Origin of the sequence: Streptomyces sp. SirexAA-E, from assembly GCF_000177195.2 — a bacterium.
GTDB classification, from domain to species: Bacteria; Actinomycetota; Actinomycetes; order Streptomycetales; family Streptomycetaceae; genus Streptomyces; species Streptomyces flavovirens.
This window is the reverse complement of the sequence record NC_015953.1, coordinates 2689438-2707328: the sequence shown is the minus strand read 5'-3', so window position 1 is coordinate 2707328 and position 17891 is coordinate 2689438. Positions and strand designations below refer to the sequence as shown.

At 70.0% G+C, this 17891-nt stretch carries 13 protein-coding genes and 1 tRNA gene; 12 read left to right on the top strand and 2 right to left on the bottom strand.

Translation table 11 applies throughout. The features are described from left to right. From SACTE_RS11980 to mycP, 7 genes are all read left to right on the top strand, one after another. Positions 1-1644 carry a beta-N-acetylhexosaminidase gene (locus SACTE_RS11980; RefSeq protein WP_014046296.1) on the top strand — a complete coding sequence of 548 codons (1644 nt, stop codon included), beginning with the start codon at positions 1-3 and terminating at the stop codon, positions 1642-1644. Positions 1645-1893: 249 nt separating this feature from the next. After that, a complete protein-coding gene (locus tag SACTE_RS11975; RefSeq protein WP_019993630.1) occupies positions 1894-2790 on the top strand; it encodes an FAD binding domain-containing protein in 897 nt (298 codons plus the stop codon). Then, a complete protein-coding gene (locus SACTE_RS11970) occupies positions 2787-4691 on the top strand; it encodes a 2Fe-2S iron-sulfur cluster-binding protein (RefSeq protein ID WP_014046294.1) in 1905 nt (634 codons plus the stop codon). The genes SACTE_RS11975 and SACTE_RS11970 overlap by 4 nt, the downstream gene beginning before the upstream one ends. Before the next feature lie 82 nt (positions 4692-4773). Next, positions 4774-7107: a xanthine dehydrogenase family protein molybdopterin-binding subunit gene (locus tag SACTE_RS11965; protein WP_014046293.1), complete on the top strand. Its 2334-nt coding sequence runs from the start codon at positions 4774-4776 to the stop codon at positions 7105-7107. A 116-nt stretch (positions 7108-7223) separates the two neighbouring features. Continuing rightward, positions 7224-7736 carry a hypothetical protein gene (locus SACTE_RS11960; protein ID WP_014046292.1) on the top strand — a complete coding sequence of 171 codons (513 nt, stop codon included), beginning with the start codon at positions 7224-7226 and terminating at the stop codon, positions 7734-7736. 47 nt (positions 7737-7783) lie between these two features. Then, on the top strand, positions 7784-9253 hold the full coding sequence (locus SACTE_RS34255) for a hypothetical protein (RefSeq protein ID WP_014046291.1): 1470 nt from the start codon (positions 7784-7786) through the stop codon (positions 9251-9253). Positions 9254-9281: 28 nt separating this feature from the next. Next, complete coding sequence (gene mycP, locus SACTE_RS11955) at positions 9282-10550, top strand: type VII secretion-associated serine protease mycosin (protein ID WP_014046290.1); 1269 nt, start codon at positions 9282-9284, stop codon at positions 10548-10550. A gap of 388 nt (positions 10551-10938) precedes the next feature. Here mycP and SACTE_RS11950 read toward each other — a convergent pair whose 3' ends face one another. After that, the gene (locus SACTE_RS11950; protein ID WP_014046289.1) at positions 10939-11562 is read right to left on the bottom strand and encodes an RraA family protein; all 624 of its coding nucleotides are present in this window, start codon (positions 11560-11562) and stop codon (positions 10939-10941) included. 291 nt (positions 11563-11853) lie between these two features. Between SACTE_RS11950 and SACTE_RS11945 the strand changes: the two genes are divergently transcribed. From SACTE_RS11945 to SACTE_RS11930, 4 genes are all read left to right on the top strand, one after another. After that, entirely contained in the window at positions 11854-12288 is a 435-nt protein-coding gene (locus SACTE_RS11945) for a hypothetical protein (RefSeq protein WP_014046288.1), read from the top strand. Positions 12289-12306: 18 nt separating this feature from the next. Next, the gene (locus tag SACTE_RS11940; RefSeq protein ID WP_014046287.1) at positions 12307-14400 is read left to right on the top strand and encodes a hypothetical protein; all 2094 of its coding nucleotides are present in this window, start codon (positions 12307-12309) and stop codon (positions 14398-14400) included. 20 nt (positions 14401-14420) lie between these two features. Further along, the gene (locus SACTE_RS11935) at positions 14421-14969 is read left to right on the top strand and encodes a hypothetical protein (protein ID WP_014046286.1); all 549 of its coding nucleotides are present in this window, start codon (positions 14421-14423) and stop codon (positions 14967-14969) included. A 247-nt stretch (positions 14970-15216) separates the two neighbouring features. Then, positions 15217-15864, top strand: a complete 648-nt coding sequence (locus SACTE_RS11930; protein WP_014046285.1) for a hypothetical protein — start codon at positions 15217-15219, stop codon at positions 15862-15864. A 96-nt stretch (positions 15865-15960) separates the two neighbouring features. Here SACTE_RS11930 and SACTE_RS11925 read toward each other — a convergent pair. After that, positions 15961-16035, bottom strand: a tRNA-Cys gene (locus tag SACTE_RS11925). Positions 16036-16230: 195 nt separating this feature from the next. On the opposite strand from SACTE_RS11925, the gene SACTE_RS11920 reads away from it, so the two are divergent. After that, on the top strand, positions 16231-17691 hold the full coding sequence (locus SACTE_RS11920) for an MFS transporter (protein WP_014046284.1): 1461 nt from the start codon (positions 16231-16233) through the stop codon (positions 17689-17691). Positions 17692-17891 lie beyond the last annotated feature (200 nt).

Below are 17891 nucleotides of genomic sequence, written 5' to 3'. Positions count from 1 at the left end.
GTGGACAACCTCATTCCGGCGCCCGTGCGTGTCGGCGCGAACACACCGGGGGAGGGGTTCCTCCCGGACCGCTCCACCACCCTCACCGCGCAGCCGGGCACCGAGACGACCGAGCGGTGGCTCCGGGCCACGCTCGGCGCCGCCTTCGGGCTGCCCCTCGGCCCCGCGCGGCCTGGGACGAAGGAACCGGGCAACACCGTCGAACTGTGCCTCGACCCCGCCCTCGTGCCCGAGTCCTACCGGCTCGTCGTGGCACCCGGGACGGGCGTACGGATCACCGGAGGGGACTCCGCCGGAGTGTTCTGGGGGGCGCAGACGCTCCGTCAGCTCCTCGGCGCCGAGGCGTACCGCCGGGCACCCGTCGCCTCCGGGCCGCGCCGGGCCGTTCCCTTCGTGGAGATCGAGGACGGCCCGCGCTTCGCCTGGCGCGGCCTGATGCTCGACGTGGCACGGCACTTCATGCGCAAGGACGACGTCCTGCGCTACCTCGATCTGCTCGCCGCCCACAAACTGAACGTCTTCCACTTCCACCTCACCGACGACCAGGGCTGGCGGGTCGAGATCAAGCGCCATCCCCGGCTCACCGAGACCGCCTCCTGGCGCGCCCGCACCAAATACGGCCACCGCGCCTCAGAACTCTGGGACGAGACCCCGCACGGCGGTTTCTACACCCAGGACGACATCCGCGAAATCGTCGCCTACGCGGCCGAGCGGCATATCCGGGTGGTCCCCGAAATCGACATCCCGGGCCACTCGCAGGCCGCCATCAGCGCGTATCCGGAACTCGGCAACACCGACGTCATCGACACGTCCTCCCTTTCCGTGTGGGACACCTGGGGCATCAATCCGAACGTACTCGCCCCCACTGACAACACGCTGCGCTTCTTCGAAGGGGTCTTCGAAGAGCTGCTCGATCTCTTCCCCGCCGCCACCTCGCCGTTCATCCATATCGGTGGCGACGAATGCCCCAAGGACCAGTGGAAGGCGTCGCCGGCCGCACAGGCCCGGATCGCCGAACTCGGCCTGCACGACGAGGAAGAGCTCCAGTCCTGGTTCATCCGGCACTTCGACACCTGGCTCACCGCCCGGGGCCGCCGCCTCATCGGCTGGGACGAGATCCTGGAGGGCGGACTCGCCGACGGCGCCGCGATCTCGTCGTGGCGCGGGTACGCGGGCGGCGTCGCCGCCGCCGAGGCGGGCCACGACGTCGTGATGTGCCCCGAGCAGCAGGTCTACCTGGACCACCGCCAGGACGGCGGCGCCGACGAGCCGATGCCGATCGGATACGTACGCACCCTGGAGGACGTCTACCGCTTCGAACCCGTCCCCCCGGGGCTCTCGGATGAGGCGGCCCGTCACATCATCGGCACCCAGGCCAACGCCTGGGCCGAGGTCATGCAGAACCGGGCCCGCGTCGACTACCAGGTCTTCCCACGGCTCGCCGCCCTCGCGGAAGTCGCCTGGTCGAGACTCCCGGCCCCGGAGGAACGGGACTTCGCCGGGTTCGAACGCCGCATGGAGGCGCACTACGCGCGGCTGGACGCCCTGGGCGTCGACTACCGGCCGCCCGGCGGGCCGCTCCCGTGGCAACGACGGCCCGGCGTCCTGGGTCGCCCGATCGAGGGACCGCCCCCGAACGTGTGAGACCCGACGGCTCCCTGCGGTGCGTGAACGGAATAAGTCGTACGAACTCGCTGAAGAGCGGCAATTCGTGCGCTGCTCAGAAGCCCTCCGAAACGTGATTTATCCCCAGCTCAGGGGCGGAAGCGTCCTTCGTGGACCCTCGCGTCGGTCCGCCCCGAAGATGTGCCAGAGTTGCCACGTCCCGGCCGTGAGCACGTACCGTACGGCGGACAGGCGGGACTGCCGGGACACCGGGAAGGGGCAGCTGGGTTGACCACGCACGCACCGCAGGCGACGCAGCCGGTGACGCTGCCGGCCTCGCTCGACGAGGCCGTGGCGGCTCTCGGCGCCATGCCCGCCGCCGTCCCCGTGGCCGGGGGCACTGACCTGATGGCGGCCGTCAACAGGGGCCTGCTGCGGCCCTCCGGACTGGTCGGCCTCGGCCGGATCAGCGAACTGCGCGGCTGGCACTACCAGGACGGCCACGCCCTGCTGGGGGCGGGCCTCACGCACGCGCGCATGGGACGGCCCGACTTCGCCGCCCTGATCCCCGCGCTGGCCGCCTCCGCGCGCGCCGCCGGCCCGCCGCAGATCCGCAACGCCGGAACCCTCGGCGGCAACATCGCCACCGCGGCCCCGACCGGCGACGCCCTGCCGGTGCTGGCGGCCCTGGAGGCCGAACTCGTCATCGCGGGCCCCGAAGGCGCCCGCCGCGAGATCCCGGTCTCCCATCTGCTGGCCGGCCGCGAGATGCTGGAGCCCGCGGAGCTGATCGGCTTCGTCCGCGTACCGCTGCTGCACGCCCCACAGGTCTTCCTCAAGGCGACCGGGCGCACCGGCCCGGGCCGCGCCACCGCCTCGGTCGCCATAGTCCTGGACCCGGCCCGGCGCGGGGTGCGCTGCGCGGTCGGCGCGATCGCCCCGATGCCGCTGCGGCCCCTGGAGGCCGAACACTGGATCGCCTCCCTGATCGACTGGGACGGCGAACGGGGCCTGGCCCCCGACGCGCTGGCCGCCTTCGGCGAGTACGTCGCCGCGGCCTGCATCCCGGACCACGCACCACCGGACGACGGGGGAGAGGCACCACCGCTGCCCCCCGCCGTCCTCCACCTGCGGCGCACGGTCGCCGCGCTCGCCCGACGCGCGCTGGGGAGGGCACTGTCGTGAGCAATGAGGAGAACCCCGAGCAGCGGCACGGGGAGCCCGACCCGTACGGCGGCTGGCAGCCGACCCCGCAGGGCGACGGGTACGACGCGGACGCCACCGCCTTCGTCCACCTGGACCCGGACGACCTCGCCGGCCTCGGGAGCGACCCGTTGGCCGCGCCCGGCCACGGGTACGTACCGCCCATGATCCTGCCACTGACCCCGGCGGCGGGGCTGGACCCGTCGGCCACGGGGAGCTGGGTGGTGCAGACGCAGAGCCAGCAGGAGCGGGCCGCGGAGGCCGCCGAGGCGGCGGGCGCGTCCGGCAGCCCGGAGGCGGTGCACTGGCCGGACCCGAACCAGCAGCAGCCGTACGGGCAACAGCCGTACGGGCAGCACTACCCGCAGTCGTACCAGGACGGTTCGTCCGGGTACGGGCAGACGTCGTCCACGACGGCCCAGTGGAACTTCGCCGATCCCCTCCCGCCGGCCGATCGGGGCGAGCACGCCACGGCTCCGGACCACATGGACGCGGAGCACACGGCTCCGGACCACATGGACGCGGAGCACACGGCTCCGGATCACCACGTCGCTCCCGGCCACACCGCTCCGGGTGGACCGGCGGGATACCCGGAGTCGGCCGGACACCGTGAGTCGGCCGGCCACGTCGAACCCGTGGGGCACACCGGGCAGTGGACGATCCCGGTGGCCGACGGCGACCTCCCGGAGGAGTCCGGCGAGTACGCGGCGTCGACGCTCGCGTCCTCCTGGTACACGGACACGCCCCCGGCGACGCTGCCGGGCGGCGCACCGGCTCCCTGGGCCGAACACCTCCAGGGCACACAGGACTTCGCCGGCCCCGGTGACGGCACCCCGGGCGAGCACGCGGAACCCGCCACCCCGGAGGAAGAGCCCGCAGGGGCGTTCCACGAGCCGGTGGAGACGCTCCAGGAGGCCGCGGAGGCGCTTCAGGAGACCGCCGTGGCCCCCGGGGCGCCGGATGACGCACCCAGGGCGTCCGAGCTCCCCGGGACGCCGCCGTCGGAGCCCTCCGCACCCGTCTCCGAAGCCACCCACACCGCTCCCGAACCGCACGCGGTGGACCCGGTGGACCCGACGGATGCCGCGGATCCGACGGCCGGGGACCCGGTGGCCGCGGACCCGGCGGCCGACGTGACGGCGGACCCGTCGACGGAGCCCCCGGAGGACGGCCCGGCGGACGAACCGTCGGACCAGGCCCCGGACCCGCTTCCCGAGCCCGCCACCACACCGCTCCCCGCCGAAGCCGCCGCACCCGCCGAACGCGAGGCGGACACCGAGGAGCCCGCCGCTCGGACACCCGCACCGAGCGAACACGCCGCGGCCTCCTACGTCCTGCACGTGAACGGCGTGGACCGCCCCGTCGCGGACGCCTGGATCGGTGAGTCGCTGCTCTACGTGCTCCGCGAACGCCTCGGCCTCGCAGGTGCCAAGGACGGCTGCTCGCAGGGCGAATGCGGTGCCTGCAACGTCCAGGTCGACGGCCGCCTCGTGGCCTCGTGCCTGGTCCCCGCCGCCACCACGGCGGGCAGCGAGGTCCGTACGGTCGAGGGGCTCGCCGTGGACGGCGAACCCTCGGACATCCAGCGCGCCCTGGCCGCGTGCGGGGCCGTCCAGTGCGGTTTCTGCATCCCCGGGATGGCCATGACCGTCCACGACCTCCTGGAGGGCAACCACGCCCCCAGCGAGCTGGAGACGCGACAGGCGCTCTGCGGCAACCTCTGCCGCTGCTCCGGCTACCGGGGCGTACTCGACGCCGTACGCGAGGTCGTCGAGAGCCGGGACGCCGGGGAACCGGACGACGACGAGCCGCGCATCCCGCACCAGGCCGCTCCCGGCGCCGGCAGCGTCCAGGCACACCCGCACGAGGGAGACGCCCGGTGAGAACCGCGTCCCCCGCACCATCGGTCACCCACACCACCACCAGCAGCTGCACCCGCAGCGGGGCGAACGACAAGGAGGCGGCGTGACCAGCGACGCAGCCACCGCGACCGGTACCACGCGCACCACGCCACAGTCGGAGGGCGCGGGTCCCGACCAGGAGCTGCCCACGCACGGCCTGGGCGCCTCGCTGCCGCCGGCCGACGCCCGGGCGAAGACCGAGGGCACGTTCCCGTACGCCGCCGACCTGTGGGCCGAGGGCCTGCTCTGGGCCGCCCTGCTGCGTTCCCCGCACCCGCACGCGCGCATCCTGTCGATCGACACCTCGGCAGCCGCCGCGATGCCCGGGGTGCGGGCGGTCGTCACGCACGAGGACATCCCCGGGGACAGCGCGTACGGCCGACGGGTCGTCGACCGCCCGGTGTTCGCCGCCGATCTGGTGCGGCACCACGGAGAGGCCATCGCCGCCGTCGCCGCCGACCACCCCGACACGGCCCGGCTGGCCGCCGCGGCGATCACCGTCGAGTACGAGGTCCTGGAGCCGGTCACCGACCCGGAGAAGGCCTTCGCCGCCGAACCCCTGCACCCCGACGGCAACCTCATCCGCCACATCCCGCTGCGCTACGGCGACCCGGACACCGTCGGCGAGGTCATCGTCGAGGGCCTGTACCGCATCGGCCGCCAGGACCCCGCCCCGATCGGCGCCGAGGCCGGCCTCGCCGTACCCCGCCCCGACGGCGGCGTCGAGCTCTACACGGCGTCCACCGACCCCCACACCGACCGCGACCTGGCCGCCGCCTGCTTCGGCCTGGACCAGGACCGGGTCAAGGTCGTCGTGACGGGCGTCCCGGGAGCGACGGGCGACCGCGAGGACCCGGGCTTCCAGATCCCGCTCGGCCTGCTCGCCCTCCGCACCGGCTGCCCGGTCAAACTGGCCGCCACCCGCGAGGAGTCCTTCCTCGGCCACACCCACCGCCATCCCACCCTGCTGCGCTACCGCCACCACGCGGACACCGAGGGCAGACTCGTCAAGGTCGAGGCCCAGATCCTCCTCGACGCGGGCGCGTACGCCGACGCCTCCTCCGAATCCCTGGCCGCAGCGGTGGCGTTCGCCTGCGGCCCGTACGTCGTCCCGCACGCCTTCATCGAGGGCTGGGCAGTCCGCACGAACAACCCGCCCTCCGGGCACGTACGCGGCGAGGGGGCGATGCAGGTCTGCGCGGCCTACGAGGGCCAGATGGACAAGCTCGCCGCGAAGCTCGGCATGGACCCGGCCGAACTTCGCCTCCGCAACGCCCTGTCCACCGGGGACATCCTGCCCACCAGCCAGACGGTGACCTGTCCGGCACCGGTGGCCGAACTCCTCCACGCGGTCCGGGACTTCCCGCTGCCCACGCTGCCCAAGGACGCCCCGGAGGACGACTGGCTGCTCCCGGGAGGCCCGGAGGGCGCGGGCGAACCCGGAGCCGTACGCCGGGGAGTCGGGTACGCCCTCGGCATGGTCCACATGCTCGGCGCCGAAGGTGCGGACGAGGTCTCCACGGCCACGGTCCGGGTGCACGACGGCGTCGCCACGGTGATCTGCGCGGCCGTCGAGACCGGACAGGGATTCACCACACTGGCCCGCCAGATCGTGCAGGAGACCCTGGGCATCGAAGAGGTCCACGTCGCGGCGGTCGACACCGACCAGCCCCCGGCGGGACCCGCCACGCACGGCCGCCACACCTGGGTCTCCGGCGGCGCGGTGGAACGCGCGGCCAAGATGGTCCGCACCCAGCTGCTCCAGCCCCTGGCCCACAAGTTCGGCATGTCCACGGAACTGCTCCAGATCGCGGACGGCAAGATCACGTCCTACGACGGCGTGCTGTCCACGACGGTCACGGAGGCGATGGACGGCAAGGAACTCTGGGCCACGGCCCAGTGCCGCCCCCACCCGACGGAGCCGCTGGACGAGTCGGGGCAGGGGGACGCGTTCGTCGGCCTGGCGTTCTGCGCGGTACGCGCGGTGGTCGACGTCGACATCGAGCTCGGCTCGGTCCGGGTGGTGGAGATGGCCGTCGCCCAGGACGTCGGCCGCGTCCTCAACCCGTCCCAGCTGGCGATCCGCATCGAGGCCGGCGTCACCCAGGGCATCGGCGCCGCCCTCACGGAGAACCTCCGCACGGCCCGCGGCCTGATCCGCCACCCGGACCTCACTGGGTACGCGCTTCCGACGTCCCTGGACGCTCCGGACATCCGCATCGTCAAACTGGTGGAGGAGCGCGACGTGGTGGCCCCCTTCGGCGCCAAGGCGGCCTCGGCCGTACCGGTGGTGACGTCCCCGGCAGCGGTGGCGGCGGCGGTCAGGGCCGCCACCGGCCGCCCGGTCAACCGCCTCCCGATCCGCCCGCAGGCGGCGGTGGCGACCCCGAAGTCCTGACCCTCCCGACGCCGATGTGATCCGCGTTGCACGTGCAACCCAGGGGTGCGGAGTGTCACCGGTGCTGACTACAGTGATGTCCGACGTTGTAGCCAGCCGGATACGGGGAGGGTGCTGTGCTGCCAAGTGAGGTCGTAGGCGGGGTGGCGGCGTCGTTCGCGGCCACGGGGGCCACGACAGCGGTACTGGCCACGGAGCTGTCGTCGTTCACCCAGTTCCGTGACCACATCGACGAGATCCTGCGCGATCTGAAGGCATCGCCGGCGGGTCCGACCAAGCTGCGCGAGGACCCGCTGACGCGGCCGCAGTTCGGCGGTGGTGACATGCAGTGGGCGGAGGCGGCCAGTCTCTTCATCTCGTACCGGAAAGTGGTCACCGAGCTGGAGTCGCTCTCCAAGCTCCTGTCGGAGGCCATAGAAGGCATGAGCATCGCGGTGCTCGCCTCCCACAAGGGCTACGAGAACCTGGACATCGACATCCGCCGCCGCATGCTGGCCATCGCGGACAACGCGGAGGAGCATTACGGGGGCGAGTACGACCCGTCGCAGTCCGACAAGCCGCATGCGGACGGGTCGGGGGCGGAGAAGCAGGCGAAGCCGACGCCTGAGGCAAGTACCGGATCGGCTTGATGACGACGACGATCACTGGCACGACACGGGGATAGACGGGGGCAAGGATGGATGTCGGGGAAGCAGGGCAGGGCACGCCGTTCGACAGCATGACCCACGAGGCCATGCTGGCGTGGCTGGACAGGGCCAACAGTGGGGCGGTCAAGGGCGCCTCCGATCGCCTGTTGAGCGCCGCCACGGAGATCAAGAAGGTCGCGACAGAGCTGAAAGACCGTCCGCAGCGGGTGAGCTGGGAGGGCGAGGGAGCAAAGGCTTTCCGCACCTGGAGCGCCGACCTGGCCAACGCGACCTTGCGGCTGGGCGACTTCAGCTCGGGCGTGTCCGAGTGGCTGGCCGAGGCGTCGAACGCGATCGCCACCGCCCAGGCGTCCGTCCCCCGCACGCACGCGGGCGCGCAGGCGAACCTGGACGCGGCCCGCATCGCGAGGAACGACCCCGACGCGTCGACGGTCGCGCGGGAGGCGGCGGAGACGCTCATCGCGACCCAGGAGGCGAACCGCCAGGAAGCGGCTGACCAGATGCGACGGCTGGCGCAGGCGTACGCATTCTCGGCGAAGAAGATGGACGCCCTGGAAAGGCCGGTGTTCCCGCCACCGCCGGGGGCGATCGTGCCGGATGAAGCGGATCGCCGTGGCGCGGGTGGTGCGGAGGCGCGTGGCACGGGCGGCCTGCCCGTCGGTAGCGGCGCGAGCTATGCCGCGGGTACAGAGGGGCGCACTGTCCACGCAGCCGGAGACGTTGCCGGGACGAAGGCCTCCCATGTCTCCCTGCCCGTAGTGCCGGTTTCCTCGCGCTCGACTCCTGTGGCCATGGAGATCGATGGGGTGGCTATTCTGCCCAACGCTGCGGCTCCTCCGACTCAGACGTCTCCGACGTCGCTGGGCCTGGGGAAGACAGAGAATGGCCTTTCCGTGACAGCACCCAATACTCTGGCGCCGACCTTCGGCGGAGGTGCCGTCCCGCCCCAGCTGAGTAATGGGGGCAAGACCGCCGGGGTCCCTCGTACATTCATGCCCTCCGCAGGCGCTGGTCCTTCTGGGACCGGTCCAGTCGCCAGGTCACCCCGTGACGCCGGGATCGTTGGTGGGCGACCCGTTTCTCAGGCTTCAGGGCGTCCGTCTGTCGGGTTGCCTCGGGGTACGGCGGTCGGCGAGGGAATCCATGGCGGCCGTGCGCCGATGGCTCACGGCGGGTCTTCAGGAGGTGCCGGTGGCGCTCAGAACGGCATTGTCGGCGGTCGCCGGCTCGCCGGCGAGACCGGTGGCGTCGTCGGTGGCCGATCGCAACAGCCTGGCCGTTCCGTCGGTCGCCCGTTCACCCCAGGAGGGAGCGGCTTGGTCCGAAGCACACCGTCGGCCCAGGGCGGACGCGCAATCGGCCCGATCGGGCGGCCGGGAAGTCCCGCGAAGCCTGCTGAGTCACGTCGCGAGGAAGGCGAGCGGCCGGACTACCTTGTCGAGGACGAAGAGACCTGGCAGCAGGGCGGTCGACGGGTTGTCCCACCAGTTATCGAATAGTTGTAGGGATACAGGCAAAGGAAGTCGGATGCTTACCGGATTGAGTAGCGCCGGATTCACCTGTCGCCGCGTGATCGCTTCTGCCAGCATGATGCTGGTGTTGGCAGGGACTGCGGTTGCTCCCGCGTACGCGGAATCGGTCCGGTCCAAGCAGTGGCATCTTGACGTGATGCAGGCCGAGAAGATGTGGGAGACCAGCACCGGTGCAGGGATCACTGTCGCGGTCCTCGACACGGGTGTTGACGCGTCGAACGGAGACCTCCGAGGACAAGTCCTGGAAGGCCTGAACCTGGAACCGGATTCCCCCGGTGGTGAGCAGGAGGACTATGACGGTCACGGCACCGGCATGGCTGCTCTGATTGCCGGAACGGGTAAGAGTGCCGGGGGGGACGGGGCCTTCGGTCTTGCGCCAGGTGCGAAGATCCTTCCTGTCCGTATGCCGGATTCCACCGGGGCTGCCAATAGAGACGCGTCCGACAAGGAATTCAGTGAGGCGGCTCCTAAGGCGATCAGATATGCGGTCGACCACGGTGCGCAGATCATCAACATCTCACTCGGCAGGCGCAATAATTCTCAATCGGTGACGGAGGCGGTGAAGTACGCCCTGGAAAAAGGTGTGTTGATCTTCGCGGCGGTCGGGAACACCGGTGATGCACAAAACTCCGTCGAGTATCCGGCCGGCACCCCAGGTGTCGTAGGCGTGGGCGCTGTCGACGAGGAGCTCAAGAAGACGGACGAGTCCCAGTGGGGTCCGCAGGTCGATCTCGCGGCGCCAGGCGATGAGTTGGTGTACGCCTGCACCGAAGAGACCGGCCTTTGCAGAGGACACGGCACGAGCGGAGCCACCGCTCTCGCCTCCGCCTCTGCGGCCCTGATCTGGTCCAAGTACCCGGACTGGACCAACAACCAGGTCCTGCGGGTGCTGCTCAACACTGCCGGTGGTGCTATCAACGGTGAGAAGCGGACGGACGCCATCGGGTACGGCATCGTTCGCCCCCGCATTGCTTTGAAGGACCCCGGTGACCCCGGCCCCGCCGACGAGTACCCGCTTCCCGACCTCGCCGCAGCCGCCTCCCCGACCCCGTCCGCCGAGCCCTCTGCGGCGGCCAACGGCTCCGAGAAGTCGGACGAAAGCGAGAAGCCGGCCGCCGCGTCCCCGGCCTCTGATGACGGCGGCAACGCGGGCCTCTGGATCGGTCTGGGTGTTGGTGTGGCCGTGCTCGTGGGAGCCGGTGTGGTGTTCGGGGTGGTCCGTTCCCGCCGCCGAGGGAAGGCCGCTACTGCCCCTGCCCCGTAGCAGCTTCCCGCCGCATACCAGCAGGCACAACCGCCATACCCGCTGTACTCACCGCAAAGCGGCCCGGGCGCTCCCGCCGGAACCCACTCGCCGTATGGACACCCTCCGGGCCAGAGTGGCGGCGGTCCCGCGACGTGAACCTGTACGGCCTGGTGCGTGCGTTCGCCCTGTCGTCGTCGGCCGGCATCGGACAGGGCATCGCGCGACGTGGGCGGCCGGGCTCGCCATGCTGCTGGTCGGATTCTTTGGCGCGAACTTTGATGGACGAAGATCCCCCGGGCGACTGGTCACAGCCGGGGCAGCCTACTCAAGCCGTCACGTGACCGTTCGAGGTCGGCCGAGCGGGCCCGGTCCCGCCTTCCGCTCGGCCGGTTCATCAAGGCCGTGGTCACTCCACGAAGCCGCCTTCGCCGAGGAGTTGCTCGATGCGGGACCGGTGCGCGGCCTCCCAGGCGTCGAGGGACTGGGCCGCCTCCTTGGCCAGTTTCGCCTCGGCGTCGCGCAACACTTGCTCCTGGAGCGCGTGCGGGGTGACCACGACGCCCTCCTCGTCCGCCACCACGATGTCGCCGGGGTGGACCTGTACGCCACCGCAGCGGACCGGGACGTTCAGTGGCCGCACCGACGTCTTGGTGCCCGGGACGGGGATGACGCCGCGGGCGAAGACCGGGAAGCCCATCTCGCGCACCTCGGCGAGGTCCCGGATGACCCCGTCGATCACGAACCCGGCGATGCCCCGGCGCTGGGCGACGGCGCAGACGTTGCCGCCGGCCAGCGCGTAGTCCATGTCGCCCGCCTCGGCGACGATGACGGAACCCGGGGCGGCGCGGTAAATCGCCGCGTGGAACATGAGGTTGTCGCCGGGCGGACAGCGCACGGTGAACGCGGGGCCGGCGATGCGGGGCGCCGAGGACCGGAGCGGACGGATACCGACGTCCATGACCTGCTCTCGGCCGAGGAGATCGGCGAGCGTGGTCGGTGGGACGGCCTTGAACCCTGAGGTGTCGTTCATCGTCCTCGTCCTCTTCCGTACTGCTGATCGCGACGGATGCCGCGCGCCGGATCGTTCCACGGGCCGTCCGGTCATCACAAGGCACGCAGTGCCGCGGGGCGGGAGACCATGCGACATCGTCGGTGCCGGATGCGGCAGCGAGGTTCCTGCGGGTCCGTCCTTTCTATCCAGAAGGGGGAAGCCTCTTTCCCCCTGCCTGTATCGGTGCGGACCGAGCCGCTACGGTGAGTGAGTCGGTCTTGGTGATTCGTCGGGCTGTAACAGCCCACGGGAACAGGTACGGGGGAATTTGTGACGTTCGACGCGGAATGGTCCGCGCTTCGCGCGGAGTCGACGCAGCGGGTCGATATGCGGCTCAATGGAGTTACGGCCGAAGGGGGCCGCAGCGGTGGGCCGGCCGATGCCGACCTGGCAGTCAATCAGGACAACCTGGGTGCCATCGGGCATGACGCCTATGGGCTCCGCACGCGGCTCTCCAAGGAGGGGGACCACGCACGCCCCTCCACGTTCGACGCGGCGATCGCGTTGACGAACGGCAACTTCTCCAGCGGCTCTGCCCTGCTCAAGGTGCACGACCGTTGGCAAACGCACATGAAGACGCTGCTCGACGCCTGCGCTCAGATCTCGAATCACCTGGACTACACCAAAGCCGCCCATGCGAAGGACGACGTGCAGATCGCCGGCGATCTGATATCCGTCTCCAAGTTGAACGAGTATCTGAAGTAGGTCAGGGGGGAGCGCAGAGTGCTGAAGTACGAGGACATAGTCGACGCGCCCGTCGCGAAGCTGAAGACCGCGGCCGACGACTGGGCCGACATGGTCACCAAGCTGGACCTGCTCGCCGACGATGCCAGAGACGGTATGAAGGTCAAGGCGGACAAGGCTGAGTGGGAGGGCGTCAATGCGGGCGTCACCAGGGGCTTCATCGGCAAGACGGCCAAGGAGTTCAAGGACGCCGCAGCCGAGGCCAAGGGTGTGAAGATGATCCTTGAGGAAGCGCACACGGCTTTCAAGAAGGCCAAGGACGACCTGATCAACATCCGGGACCATGAGGGGCCAGGGGCGGGCATCCATGTGGACGCCAAGGGCAAGGCGTCCGCTCGGCACCCGCTGGAAGAGGACTTCGCGGCACGGCACGACCCCGACTACCCGAAACTCTTGCAGCAGCAGAGGCGGAACGTCGAGGCGTGGCAGAAGAAGATCGACCATGTCGTCGACAACTGCAACGAGACCGACGTGCTTCTCCAGCGCACCCTTGAAGCCAATGTTCCCGAGGGTCCCGATTTCAGTGCTCCCAAGTACGGAAGCATGCAGGACGAGCGCCGAGCCGCTGAGGAGGCCACCAAAGCAGGCGAGGAAATGGCGCTGCTGGCCAAGACGAAGGGGGACGGCATGTCCCCCGAGGAGTTCGACCGGTTCAGCAACTCCTTGGCGAAGTACAAGGACAATCCGTACTTCCAGGAGAAGTTCGCCACGACACTGGGTGCACGCGGGACACTCGACTTCTGGGCCGACCTTGCCGATGTCAGTGACGGTGGCGACCTCATGCGAGCGCGCCGTGATGACATGGCGGCATTGCAGAAGAACTTCAGCCTCGTGCTGGCGGGGGCGACGCAGTCGGACAGCCCGGCGATGCAGAGCTGGGAACGGGACATGGTCAGGCTGGGGGACGAGCAGATCCAGACCAGGGGAAGCCGTGTGTACGGGTTCCAGATCATGAGCAATTTCATGCGGGTCGGTGACTACGACGACAAGTTCCTCAACGACTACGGCAACGCGCTCGTCGCCACCGAGAAGAAGATGAAGATGCCGTCACATTATTGGCAGGGCGGCATGGGAGGGCCGCCCGTCCCCAAGCTCAACTTCATGGACGAGGAATTCGGGCGCGACCCGATGACGGGCTTCATGACAGCCCTGTCCAACAGTCCTGACGCGTCGACAGAGTTCTTCAACACGAAGGATCCGCAGGACAACGCACAGTATCTGTTGTCAGGGAAGCGTGACGTGTTCGATGACACCCCGCTCAACGACGGTGACGCCAATCACGCCAACGAGGCAACGGGGAAGGCTTTGCTCGCCGCGGCCACGGGAATGAACCCCAACGATCCTGAGGCCCCTTTCGTGACCCACACAGCAGCGCATCGCGAAGTGCTCGAACGCTCCCTCGCGTTCATCGCTGATGCTGGTGACGATTTTCCGCCCGAGATGCGGGATGATATGGCCATTGTTCTGGGTAATCACTCGGATGAGGTTCACTATTCTGCGAGCGCGCAGGCAGATGACCCTGATGACGAGAAGCTCCTGGATCGGCACGACCTGATCGAGGTGGCCAAGCAGGTCTCGCGCGATCAGCATGCCTACGGTGTCCTCAACGAAGCACTGAACCGAGAAATGGTCCGCGACATCAATACGGATCATCCGGAAGACCCGAAGGAGACTCTGATGAGAGCGGGTCAGACAACCGGTTTCTTGGAAGAAGCCCGGTATCAGGCGCTTGAGACCGACAAGGAGGACCCCTCCTGGGATGCGAAGTGGTTGTACCACGGCTTCGGCGGGGCCGCGAACTTCATTCCCGTGGCAGGCGATGCCGTGCAGCGTGGTGTGGATGCACTCGCCTACCGATGGCAGGTCGAGGAGCAGGACAGGATCGACGAAGACAACCAGCAGCAGAACGGCAAGGTCTTCGTCAAGCGGGAACAGCAGCTGGCCGAACTCGCCCGCCAGTGGGGGGAGAGGAACCCCGGGCACGGGCAGAACGCGTACACGCTTACTGATGACATCAACAGGGCAGCCTTTGCGGGGAATGCGAAGGCGCGCGGCCTTACGGGGGACCAGTGAGGACTGCGGAGGGCCGGCACATGTCGTCGTTCATCGGGCGGTGCGCCGTCATCGCCGGCGTGGGATGTGGTCTCCTCTTCATGCCCGGGTGCAGCGGTGGTGGACAGAACTACACCCTGCCCGACCGGGTTTGCGGTGTCGCTGTCGATGGGAAGCGCCTGGCTCCCCTGTTGCCGGACGGTGGCGATGTCACGGCCCGCGCGTCCGACATCAGTTCCGAACGCCCTCGATGCCGCATCACCGTGGACAACCAGCTGGTGGTCAATATCAGCCGGGACGTCGTCGACACGGCGACCGACCCCTTCGAGGTGTCGGAGTGGAGAGTCGGGATGGACGGCGACCCCGCCCCGGCGGCGGGTCCACTCGGGCAGGACGCACGCATCGCAGACAGCGCGGCGCTGGTCGTGAAGGCCTGTACCTACCGGGGTTCTCCGCACAAGTACGCCGTCCTGGTCGAGCTCACCGGCAAGAAACCGGTTCCGGAGGACCGCGCGGAGCGGCGTAAGGCTCTGGAGCGGTTCGTAGATGACTACGTACCCAGCGCCCTCACGGCACAGGGCTGCTCGTGAGGGGCTGGCCGATCCCGGGGTGAAGGTCGGACAGCGTGAGGCCTTGCTGTCCACGTTCGCCCGCCCTCTGGTGGACGAACTGGCCTGCGCCAACGATCCCGCTGTGCTCGCTCGTCCGTTGACCTACTGCGTTACGCGGTGCGGTGGGCCCCCAGGTGGTCGCCCGGTCATCGGGAACAACGGACACACCGGATCGGCGGTCGGGACGAATCGAAGACGGGACGAGCGAGTGGGAGTGGGCGGGCGGATGCGGCGATTGCTGACGGCTGCGGGGACGGCCCTGGCATTGGGCGTCGGGGGCGTGGCATGCGCCTCCGGCGAGGAGGAGCACGAGCAGTTCGTCGGGGCCGGTGAGGTGTGCGGTGGTCTGTTCTCCGGACCGTCGGCGGAGATGGTCGAGAAGGTGACAGGGCACAAGGTCTTCTTCTGGCGCAGTGGGAATGGCATGCAGGAGGTGGTCGCGGCGCTCAAGGACGGTTACGCGTCCGGCCGTTCGTGGGCTCCTGGGGCGAACCTCTGCCGTCTGAGCTCGAAGGGCGCCAAGCAGACGGACCGTGGCGGGATCACCTACTCGATGTACGCCCCGCAGGATGTCGAGGACGAAGGGCTTCCGGCCGGTGCCGAGCTGTACACCATGGGTGTGCAGTCTTCTGTGAGGCGAAGTGGCGCATCGATCTACTTCGAATGCGTGAGTCCCCAATTGAAGGGTTCGGACAAGGCGCCGCTGCGGATACAGGGTGGTTTCGGGCGCGGGGAGAGCGATGCGCCGGACACCCGCGAATACCGCGACATGAATATGCGGATCCTGCATGCCGCCACGCTCAAGCTGGTGAAGGAGCTCGACTGCGAGGACAACGGCGGTCTGCCGAAGGTCCCCGTACTCACACCGAAGTAACGTCACCCGGCCCCACCGTGACGCGCGCACACGGGAACGGCCGCCCCCGCACCATGGGGCGGCCGTTCCCTTTCGGGTTCTCCCGCTGGAGAATGCTGGAGACCGTGACCGGATTCGAACCGGTGTAACTCGAGTTGCAGTCGAGCCCCTGAGCCTCTCGGGCACACGGTCAAGTGGTGTTCTGCTGTCGACCGTACGGGCCCCGGGCGGCGGCACTCAAGGGCAGCGGCGTCCCCGCAACACGACTGCCATACGGCGTTCATGTCCACAACCCGACGCAGGGGTGCGGGCCTACGACCAACGGCCGACCTGGACTCCCCCTCCGGACAGGGGTCACCTGCGCTTTCGGCCCTTACTCTTGGCTCCATGAGTGTCCTGGAACCGCGTGACGCCGATGTCACGGCCCCCGTCGTCGACGCCGCGCCCGCGCCGCCCGAGGGCGTGTTGGGGCGTACCTACCGGGCGCTCAGCATCGGCATCGTCTCCGTCGTGCTGCTCATCGCGTTCGAGGCGACCGCCGTCGGTACGGCGATGCCGGTGGCGGCCCGCGAGCTGGACGGCATCCCGCTCTACGCGTTCGCCTTCTCCGCGTACTTCACCACCAGCCTCTTCGCCATGGTGCTCTCCGGGCAGTGGGCCGACCGGTCCGGGCCGCTCGCGCCGCTCGCCTCCGGGATCGGGGCGTTCGGCGCCGGGCTGCTGCTGTCCGGGACGGCGGGCGGCATGTGGATGTTCATCCTCGGCCGGGCCGTCCAGGGCATAGGCGGTGGTCTGGTCATCGTGGCGCTGTACGTCGTCATCGGCCGTGCCTACCCGGAGCGGATCAGGCCCGCGATCATGGCCGCGTTCTCGGCCGCCTGGATCGTTCCGTCCGTCGTCGGACCGCTCGCCTCGGGAACCGTCACCGAGCACCTCGGCTGGCGCTGGGTCTTCGTCGGCATCCCCGTGCTCATCCTCCTGCCGCTCGGTCTCGCGCTGCCCGCGATCCGGCGCATGGCGTCCGGGCCGGCCGACGCGGAGGCGGATCCGGAACCGTTCGACCGGCGGCGCATCCGGCTCGCCCTGGGTATCTCGCTGGGCGCCGGGCTGCTCCAGTACGCCGGGCAGGACCTGCGGTGGCTCTCGCTGCTGCCCGCCGCGGCCGGGGCCGCGCTCCTCGTGCCCGCCGTCCGCGGGCTGCTCCCCACGGGGACGCTGCGCGCCGCACGGGGGCTTCCCGCGGTGGTCCTGCTGCGCGGGGTGGCGGCGGGTTCGTTCATCGCCGCCGAGTCCTTCGTACCGCTGATGCTGGTGACCCAGCGGGGGCTGTCCCCGACGATGGCGGGCCTGTCGCTGGCCGCCGGCGGTCTGACCTGGGCGCTCGGCTCGTACGTCCTGGCCCGGCCGCGCCTGGAGCCGCACCGCGAGGCCCTGATGGTCGGCGGCATGGTGCTGGTGGCGCTGGCGATCGCCGCCGCACCGGGGGTGTTGATCGAGGCGGTACCGGTGTGGACGGTGGCCGTCGCCTGGGGCGTCGGGTGCTTCGGCATGGGCATGGTGATCGCGTCGACGAGCGTGCTGCTGCTGAAGCTGTCGGCCCCGAAGGAGGCGGGAGCCAACTCCGCAGCCCTCCAGATCTCGGACGGGCTGGCCAACGTCCTGCTGCTCGCCGGTGGCGGAGCGGCCTTCGCCGCGCTCGGCGGGGGAGCGGTGGGCGCGTCCGTGCACGGCCCGGCGGGCAGCGGGACCGCCGGTTCGCACCCCGCGGCGTTCGCCGCGGTCTTCCTGCCGATGGCGGCCGTGGCCCTGGCGGGGGCGTGGGTGGCGAGCCGGGTGCGGGCCCGGTAGGAACTGCGTGCGGGAACTGCGAGCGGGAACTGCGTGTCCGGCGATGACGGGGCGTCTCGGGGAGGCTTCGCGCCCGCGCCGCGCTGGGTGTGAGAGCCGTCGCACTCCTCCACGGGGCGGCCTGTTCCGTACGGGGTTCCGTCCCGCCCGCCGGTAGGGTGGCCCGGTTGTCGTATCGCGTGCGGGCCCCGACGGCCCGC

What these genes read in the sequence shown, in the direction of transcription:
- mycP (WP_014046290.1), top strand. Translation starts at nt 9,282, where the DNA reads ATGCTTACCGGATTGAGTAGCGCCGGATTCACCTGTCGCCGCGTGATC.
- SACTE_RS11935 (WP_014046286.1), top strand. Translation starts at nt 14,421, where the DNA reads ATGTCGTCGTTCATCGGGCGGTGCGCCGTCATCGCCGGCGTGGGATGT.
- SACTE_RS11930 (WP_014046285.1), top strand. Translation starts at nt 15,217, where the DNA reads ATGCGGCGATTGCTGACGGCTGCGGGGACGGCCCTGGCATTGGGCGTC.
- SACTE_RS34255 (WP_014046291.1), top strand. Translation starts at nt 7,784, where the DNA reads ATGGATGTCGGGGAAGCAGGGCAGGGCACGCCGTTCGACAGCATGACC.
- SACTE_RS11920 (WP_014046284.1), top strand. Translation starts at nt 16,231, where the DNA reads ATGAGTGTCCTGGAACCGCGTGACGCCGATGTCACGGCCCCCGTCGTC.
- SACTE_RS11950 (WP_014046289.1), bottom strand. Translation starts at nt 11,562, where the DNA reads ATGAACGACACCTCAGGGTTCAAGGCCGTCCCACCGACCACGCTCGCC.